22 protein-coding genes are annotated in these 19,314 nt (G+C 52.1%); 6 read left to right on the forward strand and 16 right to left on the reverse strand.

The window, feature by feature from the left end; genetic code table 11:
- Window positions 1-85: 85 nt before the first annotated feature.
- Window positions 86-487, forward strand: coding sequence for a diacylglycerol kinase (locus HMPREF9439_RS02035; protein WP_008810718.1), 402 nt, complete (start codon window positions 86-88; stop codon window positions 485-487).
- A gap of 83 nt (window positions 488-570) precedes the next feature.
- Here HMPREF9439_RS02035 and purB read toward each other — a convergent pair whose 3' ends face one another.
- The 13 genes from purB to HMPREF9439_RS02100 all read right to left on the reverse strand — a co-directional run bounded on the left by purB (window position 571) and on the right by HMPREF9439_RS02100 (window position 12,287).
- Window positions 571-1,950, reverse strand: a complete 1,380-nt coding sequence (gene purB, locus HMPREF9439_RS02040) for an adenylosuccinate lyase (RefSeq protein ID WP_008863506.1) — start codon at window positions 1,948-1,950, stop codon at window positions 571-573.
- A gap of 175 nt (window positions 1,951-2,125) precedes the next feature.
- On the reverse strand, window positions 2,126-2,620 hold the full coding sequence (locus tag HMPREF9439_RS02045; protein WP_008863507.1) for a TPM domain-containing protein: 495 nt from the start codon (window positions 2,618-2,620) through the stop codon (window positions 2,126-2,128).
- Between the two features lie 3 nt (window positions 2,621-2,623).
- The gene (locus HMPREF9439_RS02050) at window positions 2,624-3,625 is read right to left on the reverse strand and encodes a TPM domain-containing protein (protein WP_008863508.1); all 1,002 of its coding nucleotides are present in this window, start codon (window positions 3,623-3,625) and stop codon (window positions 2,624-2,626) included.
- On the reverse strand, window positions 3,591-4,214 hold the full coding sequence (locus HMPREF9439_RS02055) for a LemA family protein (RefSeq protein ID WP_008810722.1): 624 nt from the start codon (window positions 4,212-4,214) through the stop codon (window positions 3,591-3,593). The genes HMPREF9439_RS02050 and HMPREF9439_RS02055 overlap by 35 nt, the downstream gene beginning before the upstream one ends.
- Before the next feature lie 23 nt (window positions 4,215-4,237).
- On the reverse strand, window positions 4,238-4,798 hold the full coding sequence (locus HMPREF9439_RS02060) for a nitroreductase family protein (RefSeq protein WP_008863509.1): 561 nt from the start codon (window positions 4,796-4,798) through the stop codon (window positions 4,238-4,240).
- Between the two features lie 107 nt (window positions 4,799-4,905).
- On the reverse strand, window positions 4,906-5,724 hold the full coding sequence (gene murI / locus HMPREF9439_RS02065) for a glutamate racemase (RefSeq protein WP_244862367.1): 819 nt from the start codon (window positions 5,722-5,724) through the stop codon (window positions 4,906-4,908).
- Complete coding sequence (locus tag HMPREF9439_RS02070; RefSeq protein ID WP_008863510.1) at window positions 5,717-6,622, reverse strand: DMT family transporter; 906 nt, start codon at window positions 6,620-6,622, stop codon at window positions 5,717-5,719. The genes murI and HMPREF9439_RS02070 overlap by 8 nt, the downstream gene beginning before the upstream one ends.
- Entirely contained in the window at window positions 6,619-7,497 is an 879-nt protein-coding gene (locus HMPREF9439_RS02075) for a pseudouridine synthase (protein ID WP_008863511.1), read from the reverse strand. The genes HMPREF9439_RS02070 and HMPREF9439_RS02075 overlap by 4 nt, the downstream gene beginning before the upstream one ends.
- A complete protein-coding gene (locus HMPREF9439_RS02080) occupies window positions 7,494-8,498 on the reverse strand; it encodes an L-threonylcarbamoyladenylate synthase (protein ID WP_008863512.1) in 1,005 nt (334 codons plus the stop codon). The genes HMPREF9439_RS02075 and HMPREF9439_RS02080 overlap by 4 nt, the downstream gene beginning before the upstream one ends.
- A gap of 4 nt (window positions 8,499-8,502) precedes the next feature.
- On the reverse strand, window positions 8,503-9,672 hold the full coding sequence (locus HMPREF9439_RS02085) for a 5-(carboxyamino)imidazole ribonucleotide synthase (protein ID WP_008810728.1): 1,170 nt from the start codon (window positions 9,670-9,672) through the stop codon (window positions 8,503-8,505).
- A gap of 7 nt (window positions 9,673-9,679) precedes the next feature.
- The gene (gene purE, locus HMPREF9439_RS02090; RefSeq protein ID WP_008810729.1) at window positions 9,680-10,174 is read right to left on the reverse strand and encodes a 5-(carboxyamino)imidazole ribonucleotide mutase; all 495 of its coding nucleotides are present in this window, start codon (window positions 10,172-10,174) and stop codon (window positions 9,680-9,682) included.
- Window positions 10,175-10,249: 75 nt separating this feature from the next.
- A complete protein-coding gene (locus HMPREF9439_RS02095; protein WP_008863513.1) occupies window positions 10,250-11,143 on the reverse strand; it encodes a phosphoribosylaminoimidazolesuccinocarboxamide synthase in 894 nt (297 codons plus the stop codon).
- Between the two features lie 187 nt (window positions 11,144-11,330).
- Window positions 11,331-12,287, reverse strand: a complete 957-nt coding sequence (locus HMPREF9439_RS02100) for a hypothetical protein (protein WP_008863514.1) — start codon at window positions 12,285-12,287, stop codon at window positions 11,331-11,333.
- Window positions 12,288-12,407: 120 nt separating this feature from the next.
- On the opposite strand from HMPREF9439_RS02100, the gene HMPREF9439_RS02105 reads away from it, so the two are divergent.
- Window positions 12,408-12,866 (forward strand): hypothetical protein, encoded by a 459-nt coding sequence (locus HMPREF9439_RS02105; protein WP_008863515.1) that lies wholly within the window; start codon window positions 12,408-12,410, stop codon window positions 12,864-12,866.
- On the opposite strand, the gene thiE is transcribed toward HMPREF9439_RS02105, so the two are convergent.
- Both thiE and thiM read right to left on the reverse strand, forming a co-directional pair.
- The gene (gene thiE / locus HMPREF9439_RS02110; RefSeq protein WP_008863516.1) at window positions 12,844-13,491 is read right to left on the reverse strand and encodes a thiamine phosphate synthase; all 648 of its coding nucleotides are present in this window, start codon (window positions 13,489-13,491) and stop codon (window positions 12,844-12,846) included. The genes HMPREF9439_RS02105 and thiE overlap by 23 nt on opposite strands.
- The gene (thiM, locus tag HMPREF9439_RS02115) at window positions 13,488-14,288 is read right to left on the reverse strand and encodes a hydroxyethylthiazole kinase (protein ID WP_021868245.1); all 801 of its coding nucleotides are present in this window, start codon (window positions 14,286-14,288) and stop codon (window positions 13,488-13,490) included. The genes thiE and thiM overlap by 4 nt, the downstream gene beginning before the upstream one ends.
- 39 nt (window positions 14,289-14,327) lie before the next feature.
- Between thiM and HMPREF9439_RS02120 the strand changes: the two genes are divergently transcribed.
- The 4 genes from HMPREF9439_RS02120 (at window position 14,328) to lgt (ending at window position 18,136) form a co-directional block, all read left to right on the forward strand.
- Window positions 14,328-14,810 carry an EVE domain-containing protein gene (locus tag HMPREF9439_RS02120; protein WP_008810735.1) on the forward strand — a complete coding sequence of 161 codons (483 nt, stop codon included), beginning with the start codon at window positions 14,328-14,330 and terminating at the stop codon, window positions 14,808-14,810.
- Between the two features lie 102 nt (window positions 14,811-14,912).
- Complete coding sequence (locus HMPREF9439_RS02125; protein ID WP_174260297.1) at window positions 14,913-15,728, forward strand: sulfite exporter TauE/SafE family protein; 816 nt, start codon at window positions 14,913-14,915, stop codon at window positions 15,726-15,728.
- 131 nt (window positions 15,729-15,859) lie between these two features.
- Window positions 15,860-17,344, forward strand: coding sequence for an exodeoxyribonuclease I (sbcB, locus tag HMPREF9439_RS02130; RefSeq protein WP_008810737.1), 1,485 nt, complete (start codon window positions 15,860-15,862; stop codon window positions 17,342-17,344).
- A gap of 3 nt (window positions 17,345-17,347) precedes the next feature.
- Window positions 17,348-18,136 (forward strand): prolipoprotein diacylglyceryl transferase, encoded by a 789-nt coding sequence (gene lgt, locus HMPREF9439_RS02135; RefSeq protein WP_008863519.1) that lies wholly within the window; start codon window positions 17,348-17,350, stop codon window positions 18,134-18,136.
- On the opposite strand, the gene HMPREF9439_RS02140 is transcribed toward lgt, so the two are convergent.
- Entirely contained in the window at window positions 18,133-19,137 is a 1,005-nt protein-coding gene (locus HMPREF9439_RS02140; RefSeq protein WP_008810739.1) for a 2Fe-2S iron-sulfur cluster-binding protein, read from the reverse strand. The two genes, lgt and HMPREF9439_RS02140, sit on opposite strands and share 4 nt — an antisense overlap.
- Window positions 19,138-19,314: the final 177 nt, after the last annotated feature.

Below are 19,314 nucleotides of genomic sequence, written 5' to 3' on the forward strand. Positions count from 1 at the left end.
AGGGGTAGGTGAAAGCTTCCCCTACTCGATTTGGTGCCTGTATCCTTGCTAAGATTTCAGGCACGATCAATGAGAAGAAAACAACATGGAAAAACACCAGCCGAAAGACGCCTCCGAACTCAAAGGCAAGACCGGATTACGCCGCCTGATGAATGCAGCCAAGTATTCAGCTCAGGGCTTCCGGGGGGCTTGGCAGACAGAAGAGGCTTTCCGCCAAGAGGCGATTTTGGCTTGCGTCATGCTGCCTGTCGCGGTTCTTCTTCCGGTGACAACTGTTGAGAAACTTCTGCTGATCTTGGGACTTTTCATCGTTCTTATCGTTGAGATTCTGAATTCTGCGATCGAAGCAGTGGTGGATCGTTTCGGCGGAGAAATTCATCCTCTGTCAGGCAAAGCCAAAGACTTAGGAAGCGCGGCCGTTTTATTAGCTCTGACGATCTGCGCAATCATTTGGTGCACGATACTGTTCACGAACTTTATTCTCTAAGTATCGTTTTTCAAAAAATTTTTCGATAAATAAAAACGCCGGCTGCTCAAGAAGAACAGCCGGCGTTTTCACAAGAGGAAAACTTAGATTTCCTTGGCCAGGGTTTCAGCTAAACCGATATAAGTGGCGGGGGTGAGTTTCTGCAGAGAGGCTTTGGCATCTTCAGGAATGTCCAGCGTTGCAACGAACTCGTGGATGGTTTCAGGGCTGATGCCTTTACCGCGGGTAAGGGCTTTGAGCTGTTCGTACGGATGAGGAACACCGTAACGGCGCATCACGGTCTGAATGGCCTCCGCCAAAACTTCCCACGACTGATCTAGGTCAGCGGCAATGGCCTCTTCGTTCAGACGGAGCTTGTTCATGCCGCGTTCCAGAGAGGTGTAACCGACAATGCTGTAGCCGAAAGCAACGCCCAGGTTTCTGAGGACGGTAGAGTCGGTCAGGTCGCGCTGCCAGCGGGAAATCGGGAGTTTCTGAGCAAGGAAGGTAAAGAAGGCGTCAGCCATGCCGAGGTTGCCTTCGGAGTTTTCGAAGTCAATCGGGTTGACCTTATGCGGCATTGTGGAAGAACCGACTTCGCCTTCTTTGAGCTGCTGCTTGAAGTAGTTCAGGGAGATGTAGCCCCAGATATCGCGGTCCAAGTCGATCAGGATCGTGTTGGCACGAGTAATGGCATTGAAGAGTTCTGCCATGTAGTCATGCGGTTCGATCTGAATCGTGTAAGGATTGAATGTCAGGTGCAGACGGTTTTCCACGACATTGCGTGCGAAAGCAGGCCAGTCTTTGTCCGGATAAGCGATCGTGTGGGCATTGTAGTTGCCGACGGCACCGTTCATCTTGGCGAGCAGCTTAACTTTTTCGATGGCCTGGACGGCAAACTCGAGACGTGCGGCTACGTTGGCCATTTCTTTACCGACGGTTGTCGGAGAAGCATGCTGGCCGTGTGTGCGGGACAGCATGGAAACGCCGGCCCATTCATGAGCAAAACCCTTGAGCTTGTCGATGATCATCTGAAGGTGAGAACAGATGAGCTGACGGCCGGAAGAAAGCATCAAAGCGTGAGAAGTGTTGTTGATGTCTTCAGAGGTGCAGCCGAAATGAACGAATTCGCTGGCGGCAGCCAGATGTTCATTGACGGTCATCTTGCTCTTGATCCAGTACTCAACGGCTTTAACGTCATGGTTGGTGGTTTTTTCGATGTCTTTGATCGCCTGGCAGTCGGTAACGGAGAAGCTGCTGACTAATCCGCGAAGATAAAGTTTGTCTTCTTCGGAAAGATCTTTAAGTTCGGGCAGGTTGAATTCGGAAAGGGCGATGAGCCATTCAACTTCAACCGTGACACGAGCACGCATCAGTGCAAATTCGGAAAAGATGTCGCGGAGTTCGGCAGTTTGGCGTCCGTAGCGGCCGTCGAGGGGAGAGATTGCGGTAAGAGCAGACAGTTCCATGACGATGAAATTCATAGAGAAATAAAAAGGAGTCAACATTTTAGCAACTTGGAATGAGCATTTTTATGTTGGCTCATGGATGGATTGTTCTAATTTTTAACGGCTTAGCCTTGGTTTCCGTGAGAAGGACCGGCCGGCAAAAGAAAAGCCGCCGGAGAAAAACTCGGGCGGCCTTCAAGAAAGTAAAAAGTTATAGTACGACAGGTGTGTTGGGCACCGGATCCTGAACGGGTTTGTTCGGGAAAGGCTTAGACAAAATCGCGGCCAGTGATCTGAAGGCCTGACAAACACCTTCCTCGAACTTCTTATCAGCAAAAGCGATTTCCATCTGTTTGACGATGTCATCCAGCTGGGTTTGCCTCACCTCTCGTGCTGCACCTCGGTCTAAATAAATTTCGATGGCACGGTCCGAAAGGTTTAAATAAATCAGCACACCGTTATTGTCTTCCGTGTCCCAGACACCGTAGCGCCCGAAGAGCTCCTTGGCTCTTTGAGCGTCCGTGATGTTCTCTCGAAGCCCTTTAGAAGGAATACTGCGTTCGATGATGAGTCGGAACTCAGCGCTCGTCTGCTGCTCGCACTCTTCAATGCATTTCGTCACTGCATCCAAAGAGGACTGAGGAAATGCCAGAGTGACGGGGACGGGCGACATTACCCAATGTTTAAGAATTCTTCCGATAGACATTTTTTACCAGCCTCCGCTTGCGCCTCCGCCGGCTGCGTCACCGCCTCCGCCAGATCCGGCTCCGCCACCCATACCGCCGCCGAAACCGCCTCCTCCGAAGCCGCCCCCGCCAAATCCGCCGAAGCCTCCGAATCCGTCGTCTCCGCCCCCGCGTTTACCGCGGTAACGGCGGTCGGTTCCGTACATCTTGGCGGTCCGTCGGGCGCCGGCCTCAAGAACGGCGGTCGGAATACACATGGCAATCACGACTACGACCAGAGCGATCACAATACCTGCAAACAGCGACTGCATAATAAACGCCGCTAAACCGCCCACGGCTAAACCTGCAAGAGGGGCTGACTTGCGACCCATGAGCTCACGCAGCATCATCGTGATGACAAATCCTATGAAGAGCACAGCCACCCAAGGTTCGTCCCACAGAGCTTCGGCCGGATCGTAAAGAATATTGGCTTCCGAACGTTTCTTCTGCGGCGCCGGAAGTTTGGCATCTTCAATCAGCGTAAACACTTTGTCCAAGGCCTGACTGATGCCTTGGTAGTAGTTGTTCTGACGGAAGTTCGGCGCCATCACGTCCGTGATAATGCGGGACGCAGCCACATCCGGAATGGCTCCTTCGAGCGCTCTCATCACATCAATACGGATTCTGTGGTCATTGACGGCAACGATCAGGAGAAGACCGTCTCCGACATCCTTTCGGCCCAGCTTCCAGTTGTCACCGACGCGATGTGCGTAGTCTTCGATCGGCTCTCCGTTCGTGGAAGGAACGATGATAACGGCGATCTGAGAACCGTACTTCTCCTCAAATCCCGCAAGTTTGGCTTCAAGCGAACGTTTTTGTTCGGCCGTCAGAAGGTGTGCAGTATCGGTGACATAAGCCACTTCCGGTATCGGAAGCAGGTCAGCCGCCGATACCGTGCAGAAAAGCGCGCTCAGCCAAAAGAAGAACGCACCGATGAGAAGGCCGAAACGATTAAGGTTTGGCCGGAGCTGTAGCTGCTGAACCATTGAAATCTACCGTAGGAGGTGTCGTAATGGCAGCTTCGTCGGCTACCGCGTACTGAGCTTTAGGTTTGTATCCGAGGATCCAAACCCAGACCATCTGCGGGAATTGACGGATGTACGTGTTGTACTGCTGAACGGATTTAATGTAGCGGTTGCGTGCAATCGCGATGCGGTTTTCACAGCCTTCAAGCTGTACACGCAGGTCCTGGAAGGCTTTGTTGGCTTTCAAGTCAGGGTAGCGTTCGACAGTGACAAGCAGGCGGGACAGCGCGCTGCTTAATTCGCCCTGGGCCTGTGTGAATTTCTGGAAGGCTTCAGGATTTTCCATCAGCTCAGGGGTTGCCTGAATGGAAGTAGCCTTAGCGCGGGCATTGATCACCTGCGTGAGCGTGGATTTCTCGAAATCGGCTTCGCCTTTAACGGAATTAACCACGTTCGGAATAAGGTCGTTGCGGCGCTGATACTGATTTAAAACTTCGCTCCAAGCTGCCTTGGTCGACTCATCAAGCGTCTGGATCTCGTTGTATCCGCATCCGGTCAGCATAGTTGCGGACATGAACATGCCGAGAAGAATAAGGAAAAAGCGTTTCATGACGGCCTCTTAATGTTTGCTTCTTAAGAAAAATAGGTTAACAGTTCGTCGTAAATAGAACGGACTTCGGCGCCCGGGGCATCCGGTTTTGCCGTGCCGAGCATAATCCAGCAGGCGATGACTTCGCCCTTCTTGCAAAGGGCATCGACGGCGTCGCGGTAGTGCGTGGACGAGCCGCTCACGATTTTACCTGCAAAGCCTTTGAGCTCAAGAGCGGCAAGGAAATTAGAGGTAGCAGCGCCGACGGTCATCCACTGCTCGTGGGTAGGAACTCTTTCGTTGTGTTCATCGATTTTGGCGACCACAGCGACCATAGCCGGAGCCTTTAAAGCTTTGCTGCGGGCGCGCTGGGCGCCTTCTTGATCAGCTCCGTCGGCCAGAGCGCCGGCTTCAAAAAAGTCGGCAAATTTCTGACGCTCTTCAATGACCACGAAACGAGCAGGGCTCAGATGGCAGTGATCAGGCGCTGCAATGGCCCATGTGAGGGCTTCAGCATAGTCTTCTTTAGAGGGGGCAGGTGTGGTGAGGTATTTTGCTCCGAGGGAGCGGCGTAACGTAACACGTTCAAGAACAGAGTCGTGCATTTGAGTTGAATCCAAGTACTTTCTTTAATTGCTTGAAAGTATGGCAGTCCGGCGTAATGACAGCGTCTAAATTCGCTCAAATTGGATGATTTGAAGGTCGAAAAGGCTCAAGAGAGAGTTGCTTTCGTTGCGGGAGGGTCAGAACGCAGATCAAGTGCTTCTTCTGAGTTCCAAAGACGCTCGATGACAGCGCGATGCTTCTCCGCATCTCCGCTGATATAAAACACTTCTTTGCCTTTTGCACCGTCCGAAAGTAAGCCGCGTTTGGAGAGCTGGTGTTTAAGTTCTCTGGCAACTGCTGCGCTTGGATCGATGAGTTCGGTTCCGCTGCCGAGTTCACGCTTCAACACGTTAGACAGGAACGGATAATGCGTGCAGCCGAGGACGAGCTTATCAGCACCTGCACGCTTGATCGGGTGCAGATACTTTTCGATTAGCTTTTGGGTCTTGAAGGAGTCCCAGTCACCGCTTTCGACGCATTCCATGAGACCCGGGCACGGAACCGAAACGACCTTGACCTTGGTTCCGGCAAATTCACGAACGAGTCTCAGGTAGCGTTCGCTGGTGATGGTGCGGGTCGTGGCGATCACGCCGACTACGCCGGTCTTTGTCGCCGCCGCTGCCGGTTTGATTGCCGGCTCGATGCCGATGATCGGAATATCAAACGTATCCCGCATCGTGTTAACGCCTTCTGCCGTGGCGGTATTGCAGGAAACTACGATCGCTTTAGCGCCTTTGGAAATCAGAAAGCGTCCGATCGCGAGACACCGTTCTTTTATGTACTCGGAGTTTCTGTCGCCGTACGGTGCGTAGAGACAATCACCGTAATAAATGATGTCTTCGCCGGGGAGGGCGTCTCGAACAGCGTGCATGACGGACAGGCCGCCGAGCCCCGAATCAAACATTCCGATGGGAGCGTTACTCACGGACCGCCTCCTTAGAGATGTGGCCTCGGTTCTTGAGGTAGCCGGGCAGCCAGGAACTGATGAGGATACTCAGCACCACCATGACGGCACCGACGACCGCGCCCTTCGTAAACGGCTCTCCGATCGCGTAACCGATGATGCCGGCAAATACAGGCTCAAGGGTATAGATGAGAACGGCACGTGTCGGCGAGACGAATTTCTGCGCCCAGCACATCATAACCTGATTAAAGACAATCATGCCGATCAAAATGGCCATACAGACATAAGTCACGGGCGTAGGATCAAAGCGAACGTCTTCAAAGACAATGCAGTAGAGCGTGCTCCAAAACGTGACGGTAACCAACTGAGTAAAGCAAAAAGCTTTCGGATCACAAGAGTTGGCGAAGCGCCCGAGAACCAAGATTTCCATCGCGCAGGCAGCCGCACTGGCAATCGTCAGCCACTCTCCGATGTTCCCGTTAAAAGAGATTTTGGTGGGATCTAAGATGAGGAGCATGCCGAGGAAGGCAAATAAAATGCCTCCGGCAATAATGGGCGTCGGGCGTTTTCTAAAGATAATCCATTGGAAAAGCGGTACAAACGGCACGTAAAGCGCCGTCAGAAAGGCCGAAATCGAACTCGTAATCGTCTGCAGGCCCACCGTCTGCAGGAAGTAACCCAGAAAAATACACGTTCCCGTGGCGCAGCCAGCAATCCAATCGACTTTTTTGAGTTTGAAAAGGGCCGATCTCAAGAGGCACGCCATTAGAACGGCACCGCCTCCGAAACGTAAAGCAACAAGCAGCCCCGGCGAGAGTCCTTTAAGACTCAGGGACAAAAGAATAAAAGAAGAACCCCAAAGGGCCGTCACCATCACAAGGCCCCACTCGGGGCTGAGGTTAAAGCGACTCGGCGTCATTCGTCTCGAGTTTTTCTAAAGTTCGGTTTACGAGGTTTAAAGGTTTTCGGGCGACGCGGCGCACCGGCAGCCGGTCTGCTGGAAGAGGCTCTTTTAGGGGCGGGACCGGTAAAACTTTCGCCGTCTTCCAAATATCTCCACTTACCGACCGGAAGCTTGCCGAGGCGGACATTGCCGACACGGACCCGTTTAAGTGCGAGGACTTTCAGACCGACAAGATCACACATTCGGCGAATCTGACGATTTCGGCCTTCACGAAGGACGAATTTTAATTGGTCTTCGTTGAGCCAGGAAACTTCGGCCTTCTCCAAAGGCTTACCGTCCAGTTCCAACCCGTGATTTAAAAGCGCAAGCTTCGCCGGAGGAAATTCGCTGTTGGAGCGGCCGTCGGTCATCGCAACACGCACGATGTATTCTTTTTCGACGGAGCTGTTCTCACCGATGATGGTTTTGGCAATGCGTCCGTCCTGAGTCAGAACCAGAAGGCCGGTGGAGTTGATGTCCAGACGACCGGCAGGAACCAGGCTCTTTAACTGAGAAGGATTAAAGCGGCGAGGAGAAGGATCATCGATCCAGCGGTTTCTCGGCGTAATCAAAATGCGTGCCGGTTCATGACCGTCCTCAGCCTGTCCGGAGACATAGCCGAGCGGCTTGTTGAGAATAATGGTCACACGCTCGTTCTGCTGATCTTGAGCCTTCCGGTCAATCGTGATCTTTTGGTCAGGGCGCACTTTGCTGCCGAGTTCGCTAACGACTTGACCGTCAACTTTAACCCAGCCTTTGGAGATCCACTCATCGGCTTCTCGTCGTGAACATAAACCGAGTTCGCTCATGCGCTTAGATAAGCGGACGAGATCTGCGGGTGTATCGCTCATTTGCTTTCCTTGTTGGGTCTTTCAGCGGCAGCGCGGGTCAGTCGATCCAGAACACCGGCTGAAGAATCGGTTAATTCCGGCTCGACAGCAAAGATAACATCCCCGCCGTCACGGTCGAGTTCGTGCAGCCACTTGTAAAGGTTGACCTGGAGTTCCTTGGCGTCTTTGTAGCCGCGAACTTTTTCTGCGACCGTGCTGAAGCGTTTCGCGATCTTTTCAGGCGCAATCAAAGAGAAGGTTTTGAAGTGACGGGCTAAGAACTGTGTCTCACCCGGCAGGTCGTCTGCCGAGACAATCTTTAAAACGTGCTCAGGCGCGTAGTGGCTCTTCATTGAGCCGGAGACGCGCGGAGAAGCGCCAACCGCACCGTGTTCAACGGGTTTGCCGATCACTTTAGAGATCATTTCGCCGCTGACGTCGCCTTCGCGAAGGATGCGCGGTGTTTCGCCCGTGAGGTCAAGAATCGTCGATTCAATGCCGACGGTGCATTCTCCGCCGTCAAGGATGAAGTCGGTTTTGCCGTCGGGCTTCTCCCCGAGGTCATCACGCACATGCTGAGCGGTTGTCGGACTGATCTTGCCGAAGGTGTTGGCGCTCGGTGCGGCTAAGCCGCGGCCTTTGCCCGCGTCAAAACGCTTTAAAAGTTCGTGAACCAAAGGATGCGACGGACAGCGAAGCGCAACCGTGTCCTGTCCGCCGGTCACAAAGTCTTTGGCGTGTGCGGAGCGTTTTAAAACGATCGTCAGAGGACCGGGCCAAAACGCCTCAGTCAGCTTTTTGGCATCTTCCGGAATCTCTCGGGCCCAGTAGGGCAGAGCTTCTGCTGAGGCAACATGCACAATCAGCGGATGCGTGGCCGGGCGGTTTTTAGCGGCGTAAATCGATTTAACCGCCGCTTCGTTCTCTGCGTCGGCGGCTAAGCCGTATACCGTTTCAGTGGGAATAGCAACCAAGCCGCCGGCTTCGAGAATTTTGACGGCCTTCTCAAGATCAGAATGCATAACGTTATTCGGGAAGTTCGAGACCTAAAATGCGGGCCGCCATTTGGGCTTTAAACATCGCTTCCTCTTCCGTGGCGGCTAAACAAGTGATGTGGCCCATTTTACGTGCATGCCTCGGCTGCTTCTTACCGTAAAGATGCAATTTGAGACCCGGGATGTCCAGTACTTGGCTCCAATCCGGTTCACGGACGTTTTCGTTTTCATCGAACCAAAGATCTCCGAGTAGGTTGAGCATGACGGACTTAGAAACCTGAGTCGTATCGCCGAGCGGCAGATTGGCCATGGCGCGAACCTGCTGTTCGTACTGGCTGCAGATGCAGGCATCGATCGTGGCGTGACCGGAGTTGTGCGGTCTCGGAGCCAATTCGTTAACGACCAGACGTCCGTCGGAAAGTACAAAGAGTTCTGTGCAGAGCACGCCGACATAATCGAGCTTCTCAATGATTTTGGAAGCGATTTCACGGGCGCGGTTGGTGATCTCTTCGTCTAAACGAGCCGGCATGACGGAAACCGCCAGAATTCCGTTGCGGTGGTAGTTTTCAGACACCGGAAAAACGGCCACTTCACCCTTGCTGTTGCGGGCGGCGATGACAGAGACTTCTTTAAAGAGCGGCAGGCGCTTTTCTAAAACACAGCGAACTTTACCGAGCTTCTCAAAAGCCATTGCCAGTTCGCGGCGGTCATTCACCGTAATCTGGCCTTTGCCGTCATAGCCCAAACGGGCGGTTTTTAAGATGGCGGGGAAATAGGGAGCAGAAGCCTTCTTGAGATCCTCGTCGGATTCGATCAGCAAATGAGGGGCAACGGGAGCGCCGGCAGACTTGATGAAAGACTTTTCATCGAATCGGTCCTGCGTGATACGAACAGCGTTAGCAGCAGGGCATGTTTCGACGCCCTTAGATGCTAAGAACTCCAGAGCGGCAGCAGGAACGTTTTCAAACTCGGTCGTGACGGTCTTGCAGAGCGAGGCGAGTTCGGTCAGTGCAGCTTCGTCCGTATAGGGAGCACAGATGTGCTTTTCGGCAACAATGGCGGCCGGGGCGTTTTTATCAGGCTCCAATACGCAGACGCGGTAGCCCATCGTAGCGGCGGCTTGAGCAAACATGCGGCCTAATTGACCGCCCCCCATGAGTCCGAGCCAGCTGCCGGGAAGAATCGGTGTGTCTTTCATCATGTATCTGTTAAAGCGGAAGAGTCATGTTGCGGGCTTTTTCGTTCTGAGCTTTGCGGAAAGCCGCAAGCTTATCTGCCAAAACGGCATCCGTCGTACCCAAAATCTGGACGGCATAAAGTGCAGCGTTAGCAGCGCCGGCCTCTCCGATGGCAAAAGTTGCGACCGGGACGCCTTTAGGCATCTGAACGATGGAATACAGAGAATCCTGGCCCTTCAGGTAGCGGCTCGGGACGGGAACACCGCAGACGGGCAGCGTTGTCTTAGCAGCGAGCATGCCGGGAAGGTGAGCAGCACCGCCGGCGCCGGCAATAATCACACGGATGCCGCGGTCGCGGGCAGTTTCGGCGTATTCGAACATTTCGTCCGGCATTCTGTGTGCGGAGACGACTTTGGCCTCGAACGGAACATCAAAAGACTGGAGCATTTCAGCAGCGTTTTTCATGACGTCCCAGTCAGAATTGGATCCCATCAAAATGGCGACAACCGGTTTATTTTCTTGCATCTTGAGATTCCTGTTGGATTTCTGTTAATCGAAACGCGCCGCAAGCGGCGCGTTCTGTGTTTCGTTAGGGAAATTTTAGGCGGTAACGCCTTTGCCTGTCAGACGGATCAGAGCTTCTTCGTATTTGCTGCTGGTCTTATCCAACACATCCTGCGGGATCTTGGGCGCCGGAGCTTTCTTGTTCCAGGGCTGGCTTTCAAGCCAGTCACGGATGAATTGTTTATCAAAGCTCGGTTCCGACTGACCGACTTTATATTCGTCGGCAGGCCAGAAGCGGGAGCTGTCCGGAGTCAGGATTTCGTCCATTAAAACGACTGTGCCGTTGTCGTCCAGACCGAATTCAAACTTGGTGTCGGCGATGATGATGCCCTTGGAGGCGGCATATTCAGCGGCTTTCTTGTAAAGAGCCAGTGTGTAGTCACGGAGCTTGGAAGCGGTGTCTTCGCCGTACTGTTTGACGACATCTTCATAAGTGATGTTTTCGTCGTGATGGCCGGCTTCAGCTTTTCCGGCCGGTGTGAAGATCGGTTCAGGCAGCTTTTCGCTCTGTTTCAGACCGGCGGGGAGTTTGACGCCGCAGATCTGGCCGGTGGTCTGATATTCCTTCCAGGCGCTGCCGGAGAGGTAGCCGCGGGCTACGCATTCGACGAGAATCGGTTTCAGGCGTTTGGCAACGACGGCGCGTCCCTTAACCTGATCGCGTTCTTCGGGAGCAACTACGGATTCGGGATCAGTGCCCGTCAGATGATTCGGGACGATTCCGTCGAGTTCTTTGAACCAGAAGTCCGTCAAAGCCGTCAGAATTTTGCCTTTCTTGGGGATCGGATCGCCGAGGATGACGTCAAAAGCAGAGATACGGTCGGAAGCGACAATAAGAAGTTTGTCATCGCCGACAGCGTAGCTGTCACGGACTTTGCCGCGATAGACAAGCGGAAGAGACTTAATGGACGTCGTAACAATTTCAGCCATGTTTTCTCCTGAACACTGATTCCCGCTGAAGGAAGGAGTGTGTATGTGAGGAATTGAGAATTTCGGAATGGCATCATTTTAATTCGAGGCAAGTCCTTCCAACGAGAACAAAACCAGGAAAATTCGGCAAAGAAAAAAGAAAAAGCCCGAGGTTTGTCTCAGGCTTTCGAAGAAAAATACGTTCTGATTAAGACGCAGGTTTCACAAAGATATTGGACGCCACGGCGTTAAAGAAATTGCTTTCTGCCTGAAGTCTTTGATTCAGAGCTTCGGTCTTTTCATCCTTGCTGCGCAAGACTTCTCCGCAGACTGTGAAGACCTGATCTCCTGTCGGAACGGCGTAGTAATAAACGGCATTCTCTGCATCGGTTTTAGCAGGGAAGTAAACGCGAACGATCTGAGAATTCGGGAGTTTTTCTGTTACGGCGTCGGGACGAGCTTTCTGAAGGCCCGCAACAATGCTGTCAACGGTTGCTCCGGTCGGAGTTTCAATTAAAGCGACCACATATTGGCCGGTGCCGGATTCACTGCGCCAGCTCATGAATTCATTCTGACCGAGCTGCAGGTTCTGAGAAAGATTCCAAGAGAGCGGCAATGTGACCTGAAGCGGACGATCCATGCCTTTAATGGAGACCGGATATTCACGACGATAGCCCTGGTTCCATTCGTCCATCGGATTGGGATAACGCATGGCCAAAAGGTAAGGTACCAACGGGTCGACAACGTTATCCGTTACGCCGTTTTTGAAGTTGGTCATCCACTCTTCGGCTTTGTTGATGCGCTCCTGAGAGAAAGTGTCATCCAGCCATTTTGAAACAGCTTCTTTGGATTGCTGACCTTTCTCCATGCCTTCGCTGAGTTTCTGATTGAACTGCTCTTTGATAGAAGGCCACTGCTCTTTGAGCTGGTCTTTGTACGTAGCAGCGTCTTTAGACCACTCTTCGCTTTTTTCGCCGAGCGTTCTGACGGAATCGGATAACTTATCGAGCCAGCCTGCGACTTTGTTTGCCATACCGCCAGCGGCTTGCTCAACTTGCTTGGTGTCTTGTGCGACTGCGGACGATGCTTCCTGTGCATGGACGGCTTGTCCGACGGCAGCAGAGGCGATCAAAGCGGTCATCAGGTGCTTCATTTTTAAGTTCATTGTTTTGCTCCGAAATTGTTTCGTATGTTGTCGGCATAGTACATAGAAGAACGGTTTGACTTAGACTTGTGCAGCCGTTATGAGCAAGTAACACTTCTTTTCCGTTTGAATCTGATCCGTATGAAAATCCGCTGGCAGCTTTGGTTTCTGGTAACGCTTTTAATTTGCGCTTTCTATTGCATCTGGGACACGACCTTTGCGTTTTCCAGAGGAGAAAAATTAGCGCAGGCGGACTGGACTTATGTCGAGAAGGCGGGCCATAAGAGTCTGGCGGGCTACTGCTCCAAGATCGGCGTCACCGGCGACGGCAAGACGCCCCAAACCGTGACGAAAGAAGTATTTGAACCGGCTAAGAATCCCCTTATCTGTGCTTCCTCATTGGAAGAGGCAAAACAGAGCTACGGTTTATTTGTTCAGGGCCAGTCAAGAAAAGCCAGCACGCAGATGGTGTTTATGTTTATCGGTGCTTGGCTTGTGATCCTGCTCGCGCTCTTCGGGCTGATGAAATGGACAAATAGAAAGGCCGCACCCGAATCCGCGAGCACGGCCGAAAAATCTAAATCGAAAGCGCGTCGTTAACGGCTTTCTTGATGGCAGCTGCGGCAGCTTTCGGATCTTCCGCGCCGCAAATTGCTGAAACGACTGCGACTCCGTCGGCTCCGTGACGAATGCAGTCTGCGGCATTGCTTTGATTGATGCCGCCGATGGCAACGTTTGGGAGCCCCGCTTCTTTAGAAATATACTCAAGCAGGCCTAAGCCAACAGCTGCGCCCGCATCGACCTTCGTTTTGGTAGAGAACACCGGGCCGATTCCGATGTAATCCACATCAGGTCCGATCGTGTTTAATTCTTTAATACTGCCGACAGATAAACCGATCACTGCATCAGGACCTAAAAACTGTCTGACGTACTTAGGATCGATGTCTTCCTGTCCGACGTGAACACCGTCGGCACCGCTGAGCAAAGCGATATCAATGTGATCATCCACAATGAAAAGCACATCCGTGTCTTTGAGGAGCTCTTTGAGAAGAAAGGCAGCTCGAAGCTGTTTTTTCTTTTTCCACTCCGGCGCGCGAAGTTGCACAACGGTACATCCGCCTTCTACGGCCTTTCTTGCTGTCTCAGCCATTCCTTCAGGCGTTTTGCAAAGGTTGGCATCCAGGACAAGGTAAAGAGAAAGATCCAATTTCTTGCCGGATTTCATTTTCTGAAGTCCTCAGGACGGATTTGATAGAGGGCATCCAAATATTGAAAATGGAAGGATCCCGGACCGCTTGAGCGAGTGGAAGCGGTATCGTTGGCGTAGTTTACGTAGTCACAGCATGCAATGCATGCTTCAAGCGAGCGTTCAGCTCCCCCGAGGAAGGCGGCGAGCAGTGCGGAAAGTGAGCAGCCGGTTCCGACGACCAACGTCATCATTTCACTGCCCCCGACGGCGCAAAGCACGCGTTCACCGTCTGTTGCGTAGTCCTTCAATCCGGTCACGACAACAAATGTTTTGTACTTTCGAGCTAAGGTTTTAGCGGCTTCAATGGCAGAAGAAGAGTCATCCAAACTATCCACGCCTTTCCCGCCCGTACCTACTCCGGCTAAAAAGCGGATCTCGGAAGCGTTGCCTCGGACAGCCGTCGGCTGCATTTCTAAGAGTTCAAAAATGACTTTGTCGCGCCAGGGAATGCCGCCGGCTGCAACAGGATCGAGTACCCATGGTTTTCCTGCGGCAAGAGCTCCGCGAATGGCCTTCTTCATGGTTTCGATGCGGGCTTCGTAGGGGGTTCCCACGTTTACGGAGAGTGCAGAGGCGATGCCGGCGAAATATTCGGCTTCGCCTTCGCCCACAACCATCGCGGGGGAGGCTCCTGCGGCAAGCAGAACATTAGCCGTAAATTCCTGCACGACTTCATTGGTAATGCAGTGAACGAGAGGACGGTTGGCACGGAGCCTGTGAAGCATTTCTCCGGTCTTGCGGGACAAACAAAGTTGGACTGAGTCTGAAGACATGATATAAGGAGCTTCTCAGTAAATAGAGGTAAACAAATTATGGCAGGTTTTGAGCACTATGCATGGCTGATGAAGTCGGAGCCAAGCGAAGTTTCCGTTGACGATGTCCTCGGCATGAAGGACTGCAAGGTTGGTTGGTTCGGCGTGCGTAATTACCAGGCCCGCAATTTCATGCGCGATCTTTGCAAGATCGGAGATCCGGTCCTTTTCTACCACTCTTCGTGTGCTCAGCCTGGCATCGTCGGTATTGGTGAAATTGCCTCCGAACCTTATCCGGATCCGACGCAGTTTGATGAAACTTCAGAATATTTCGACGCGAAGAGTACTCAGGCGAAGCCCCGCTGGGTTCAAGTCGATGTGCATATTCTTCATAAAGTCAAACTCGTTTCTATCGCTGAATTAAGAACGATTCCGGGTTGTGAAGGAATGCGGGTTCTTCAGAAGGGCAACCGCCTGTCGATCACGCCTGTGAATGAGGACGAGTGGAAAGCGCTTCAGCCGCATCTTATTTCGCAAACCTAGTATTTACGCCACTTCCAGCGAAAAGCCGTTAAAAAACGAAGATAAGCGCTAAGATTTTTCCTATTCAAATTTTCAAATTCTCAAACCATACAAGAGGATTAAGTGGCACTCACAACAATCGGCCTTATGGCTTTATTAGGCTGCTTTACGGGATTTATGGCAGGCCTTTTGGGTATCGGCGGCGGCATGATCATTACACCGTTCCTGATTATGCTGATCCCGTCGAGTTTGATTCCCCATGAACATATCGTTCATGTTGCCATTGCAACATCGCTGGCAACCATCGCTTTTACTTCTCTTTCTTCCGTCAGAGCACACCATAAACGCGGTGCTGTTTTGTGGAATGTCGTGGCTTCCGTAGCTCCCGGCATTTTGGTCGGTGCGGTTGTCGGTGCACAGATCGCAGGCTGGTTGCCGACATTCTGGCTGTCTTTGATTTTTGCGGCTTTCGTCGGGTTCTCCGCGTTCAAGATGTTTTTGAACAAATCTCCGCGTCCGGACCGCAACTTGCCGGGAACGATCGGTAAGTTTTTCATGGGCATCGCAATCGGTATTCTTGCGGCCTTAGTCGGCGCAGGGGGCGGCTTTATCTCTGTACCTTGGATGATTTGGTGCAACGTCAAAATGCAGAATGCCGTGGCAACCAGTGCTGCTTTCGGTTTCCCTATCGCGCTCTTCGGCACCATCGGCTACATCATCAGCGGTTGGAACGTATCGGGTCTGCCTCCCTGGCCGATTGACCTGGGCTACATTTGTATTCCTGCCTTGTTCTCCGTTGCGATTACCAGTGTGCTGTTTGCACCGCTCGGAGCAAAAGTCGCTCACTCTATCGACACAAAACCGCTCAAGAAGATCTTTGCCTGCCTGCTGTGCTTCGTCTGCCTTTACATGATCAGACAAGCCTATTTGGCGATGTAATCTGAGTAAGATTTAGGGCATGAGCCGGCGGAAACGCCGGCTTTCGTCTTTTTACGCTTTCAGCATCCGCGAACGTGTTGGTTAACGGCGGTTTCTTGTAATATTGGCCTACCTAATTTTGCGAAAAGTCCATGACCGATACTGTCAACAATTCAACAAGTTACCTTTGGTACGACTACGAAACATTCGGAACAGAAGCGCGCAAAGACCGCCCTGTGCAGTACGGATCGTTTCGAACCGATACCAACTTCAATATCATCGGACAAAGTATGGTGCTTTATGCCCAGCTTGCAGACGACTACATCCCGTCCCCGGGATCTTCTCTGGTGACGGGTATTACGCCGATGTCGCTCATGGATGAAGAAAACGCGCTGGCCGAAGCTGATTTCGCCAAAGTCATTCGTGATGAAATGGGCAAACCCGGCACGATCACAATCGGCTACAACAATCGCAATTACGACGATGAGATGACGCGCTTCATGTTCTGGCGTAATCTGCTGCCGGCATACGACACCGAGTATGGAGAAGGGCGTGGACGATTCGACGTTTTTCTCTTAGTGATTGCCGTTTATGCTGTGGCACCTCAAATTTTGAATTGGCCCACAAAAGAAGACGGCACCGTTTGTTTCAAATTGGATCGCCTGACTCCGGCAAACAATCTGCCTCATCGCCATGCGCACGATGCAAGCTCGGATGCCTTTGCCACCTTGCAGCTTGCCAAACTGATTGCAAGCAAGAATCCCCGTCTTTGGGAGTACGCACTCTCGATCAGCAAGTCCGACAAGATTGTCGAGCTTCTGAACGAAAAGCGACCGCTTCTATATGTCGATCGCTACAGTCTTCATCACCGCAGAGGCTTAAGACCGGTGATGCCGCTGTTTGAGAACCCCTCTGTTCGAAACGAATGGATTTGCTGGGATCTTTCTGCCGATCCGAACGAAATGTGGGCTATTACAGAAAAAGACATGAAGGAAAGATCTTTCGTGACGCGCGAGCAAAAAGAGCAGGGCATTAAACCGCTGCCGTTCGTGCGCATTAAGACCAAAAAACAGCCCTTCCTCATGAAAGGCATGTCGGTATGGATCACTAAGAACGGACAAGGCTTATTTGAGCACCCGGCCGCTTATTACTCAGAAAACGCTTCGAAGATTCTTGCTTCCGCAGATCGCCTTTCCGAACTTCTGTCGCTCTTTATGGCGCTGGCAGATAGAAAGGCCGAAGAGCACGCCAAAGACATTCCGGAAGAAGCACTTTACAGCGGGGGCTTCCCCAGTAACTCGGACGCTCGCAAGATGGCGACCTTTAGGGCCTTGCCCCCTGAAGAGATGGCAGATGCTTTCGATCGACTTGAGTTTGATCGAGAAGACCTAGCCGAACTTACGCTGTATTTCATGGGCCGCAACTATCCTGAGTATGCACTCACTCCGGAAACGGAAAGACTTTGGCGTCTCCACAAGTACAACAAGCTTGTCAAAGGTTTAGGAGGAGCCAGAACGTTTACTCAGTTCTACGAAGAGCTTGAAGAAGTCCGAGCAGGTGCTGATGAGCACGGTCTGGAAATCTTGGAAGACGTAGAAGGCTACGTCGAAAACCTTCGTTCGGAATACGAGGCCTAAGTAATGCTGGTACATCCTCAGTTTGATCCGATTGCCGTTCAGGTCGGGCCTTTAGCCGTGCACTGGTACGGACTGATGTATTTGATCGGTTTTACGCTTTTCTACCTTTTGGGCCTTTACCGCTGCCGCCAGGAATGGAGAGGAATCACCAAGGCAAATCTTGAAGATTTACTCTTTGTCGGTATGGTCGGCGTGATCGTCGGCGGCCGCTTGGGCTTTGTGCTGCTTTATCAGCCTGAATACTATCTGAGCCATCCGCTTGAAATCTTCTCTGTCTGGCAGGGCGGAATGAGTGCGCACGGCGGGTTTATCGGCGTCATCCTTGCGCTCTTTTATTTTGCGTGGAGAAACAAGAAATCTCTTCTTACCGTCGGTGATTTCGTCGCTCCGCTCGTGCCGTTGGGATTTTTCTTCGGCCGACTCGGAAACTTCATTAATGGTGAACTCTGGGGAAGAGTTGCTTCCGCGGACTTGCCCTGGAGCATGATTTTTCCGCAGGCCGGGGACGGCGTTCCGCGTCATCCTTCTCAGCTCTACGAAGCAACATTGGAAGGACTGGTGCTGTTCCTCGTTGTTTGGATTTACTCAATAAAAAAGAGACCCCCAGGTGCAGTCTCGGGTCTCTTCTTATTCGGTTACGGGCTGGCTCGTTTTGTCGTGGAATTCTTCCGCGAGCCTGACAGCTATCTTGGCTTACAGGCCTTGGATCTTTCCAGAGGCCAATGGCTTTCGCTTCCGATGATTATTATCGGGGCAGGCCTTTGGATTTGGGCCTGCCGTCGGAAAGATTAGAAACCGAAGTTGTCCATGAAGATGTGATCTTCACGAAGGCCGCAGCGAGCTGTTAAATAGTTCACTGCGGCTTTAATCATGGAGTTGCTGCCGCAGAGGTAAGCATCCATGTCGGTCATATCGCCGTTGTCGGCAGCGGCAAATGTCTGAACGTGACCTTTGGCGCCGGGCCAGGTGTCTTCGCGAGAAACCACTCCGGTGTAATGAATCTGCGGATGAGCGGCAGCCCATTCTTCGAAGATTTCTCCGACCACGAGTTCCTGAGAAGTGCGAACACCCCAATAAATGAAGAGCTCACGGCCTTCGAGGTCGTTGTTCTCTACCAGTGTAGAAACGATGCTCTTGACGGAAGCAATGCCGGTTCCGGTAGCTAGGAAGACGGCTTTACGGCCTTTCGGTGTCTGGAAAGTGCTGGTGCCTTCCGGTCCTTTGAGGCGCATCTTGTCGCCGACGCGAATCATGTCGGAGAAGAGCATGCCGGTGAACATGCCGTTCGTGACTTTACGAATCAGGAATTCGACGGTCTCTTTCTGGTTCTGAGAGCTGGCCACGGAGTAATAGCGCTTCTGATTGCCGGGGAGTTCTACGGCATAGGTCTGGCCGGCCTTGAATTCAAAGAGGGCGCCGTCAGCACGCTTCAAAACTAAGCGCATGATGGACGGATCAAGCAGCGTTTTTTCAACGATTTCAGCTTGAACGCCTTCGGGTTTCTTTTGAGCGAGTTTGACGTCTCGGACTTTAATTTCGCAGTCGGATGTTGCCTTGGCACTGCAAAGCAGAGTTAGTCCGAGCTTTTGGTCAGCTTCAGTCAGCGCAAACGGCTCATGCGGGCCTAGTGCCACGGTGCCGGAAAGGACTTGAGCTTTACAGGCCCCACAGGCTCCGCTGCGGCAGGCACTCGGCAGCAGAAAACCGGCTTTATCTCCGGCTTGTAGGATAGTTTCGGAGGCTTCAGCCTGGAATTCATAAGGGGTCCCGGCTAGCTTGATCGTAAAAGACATAATTCTTTTCTTCTTAAGTTAGGGTTGAGTCTCAATGGTTTTGTTTCGTCTTTTGAGACATTTAAGACAATATGGCGGGTATTGTAAGACTAAAGTTAATGTATTGAATTTTTTAGTTTTGATTTGTTGCTACTGAGGAGAGCGGCCTGAAATTTTGCGCTTCTAGATCTTCATTAT

This window comes from Parasutterella excrementihominis YIT 11859 (assembly GCF_000205025.1).
GTDB classification, from domain to species: Bacteria; Pseudomonadota; Gammaproteobacteria; order Burkholderiales; family Burkholderiaceae_F; genus Parasutterella; species Parasutterella excrementihominis.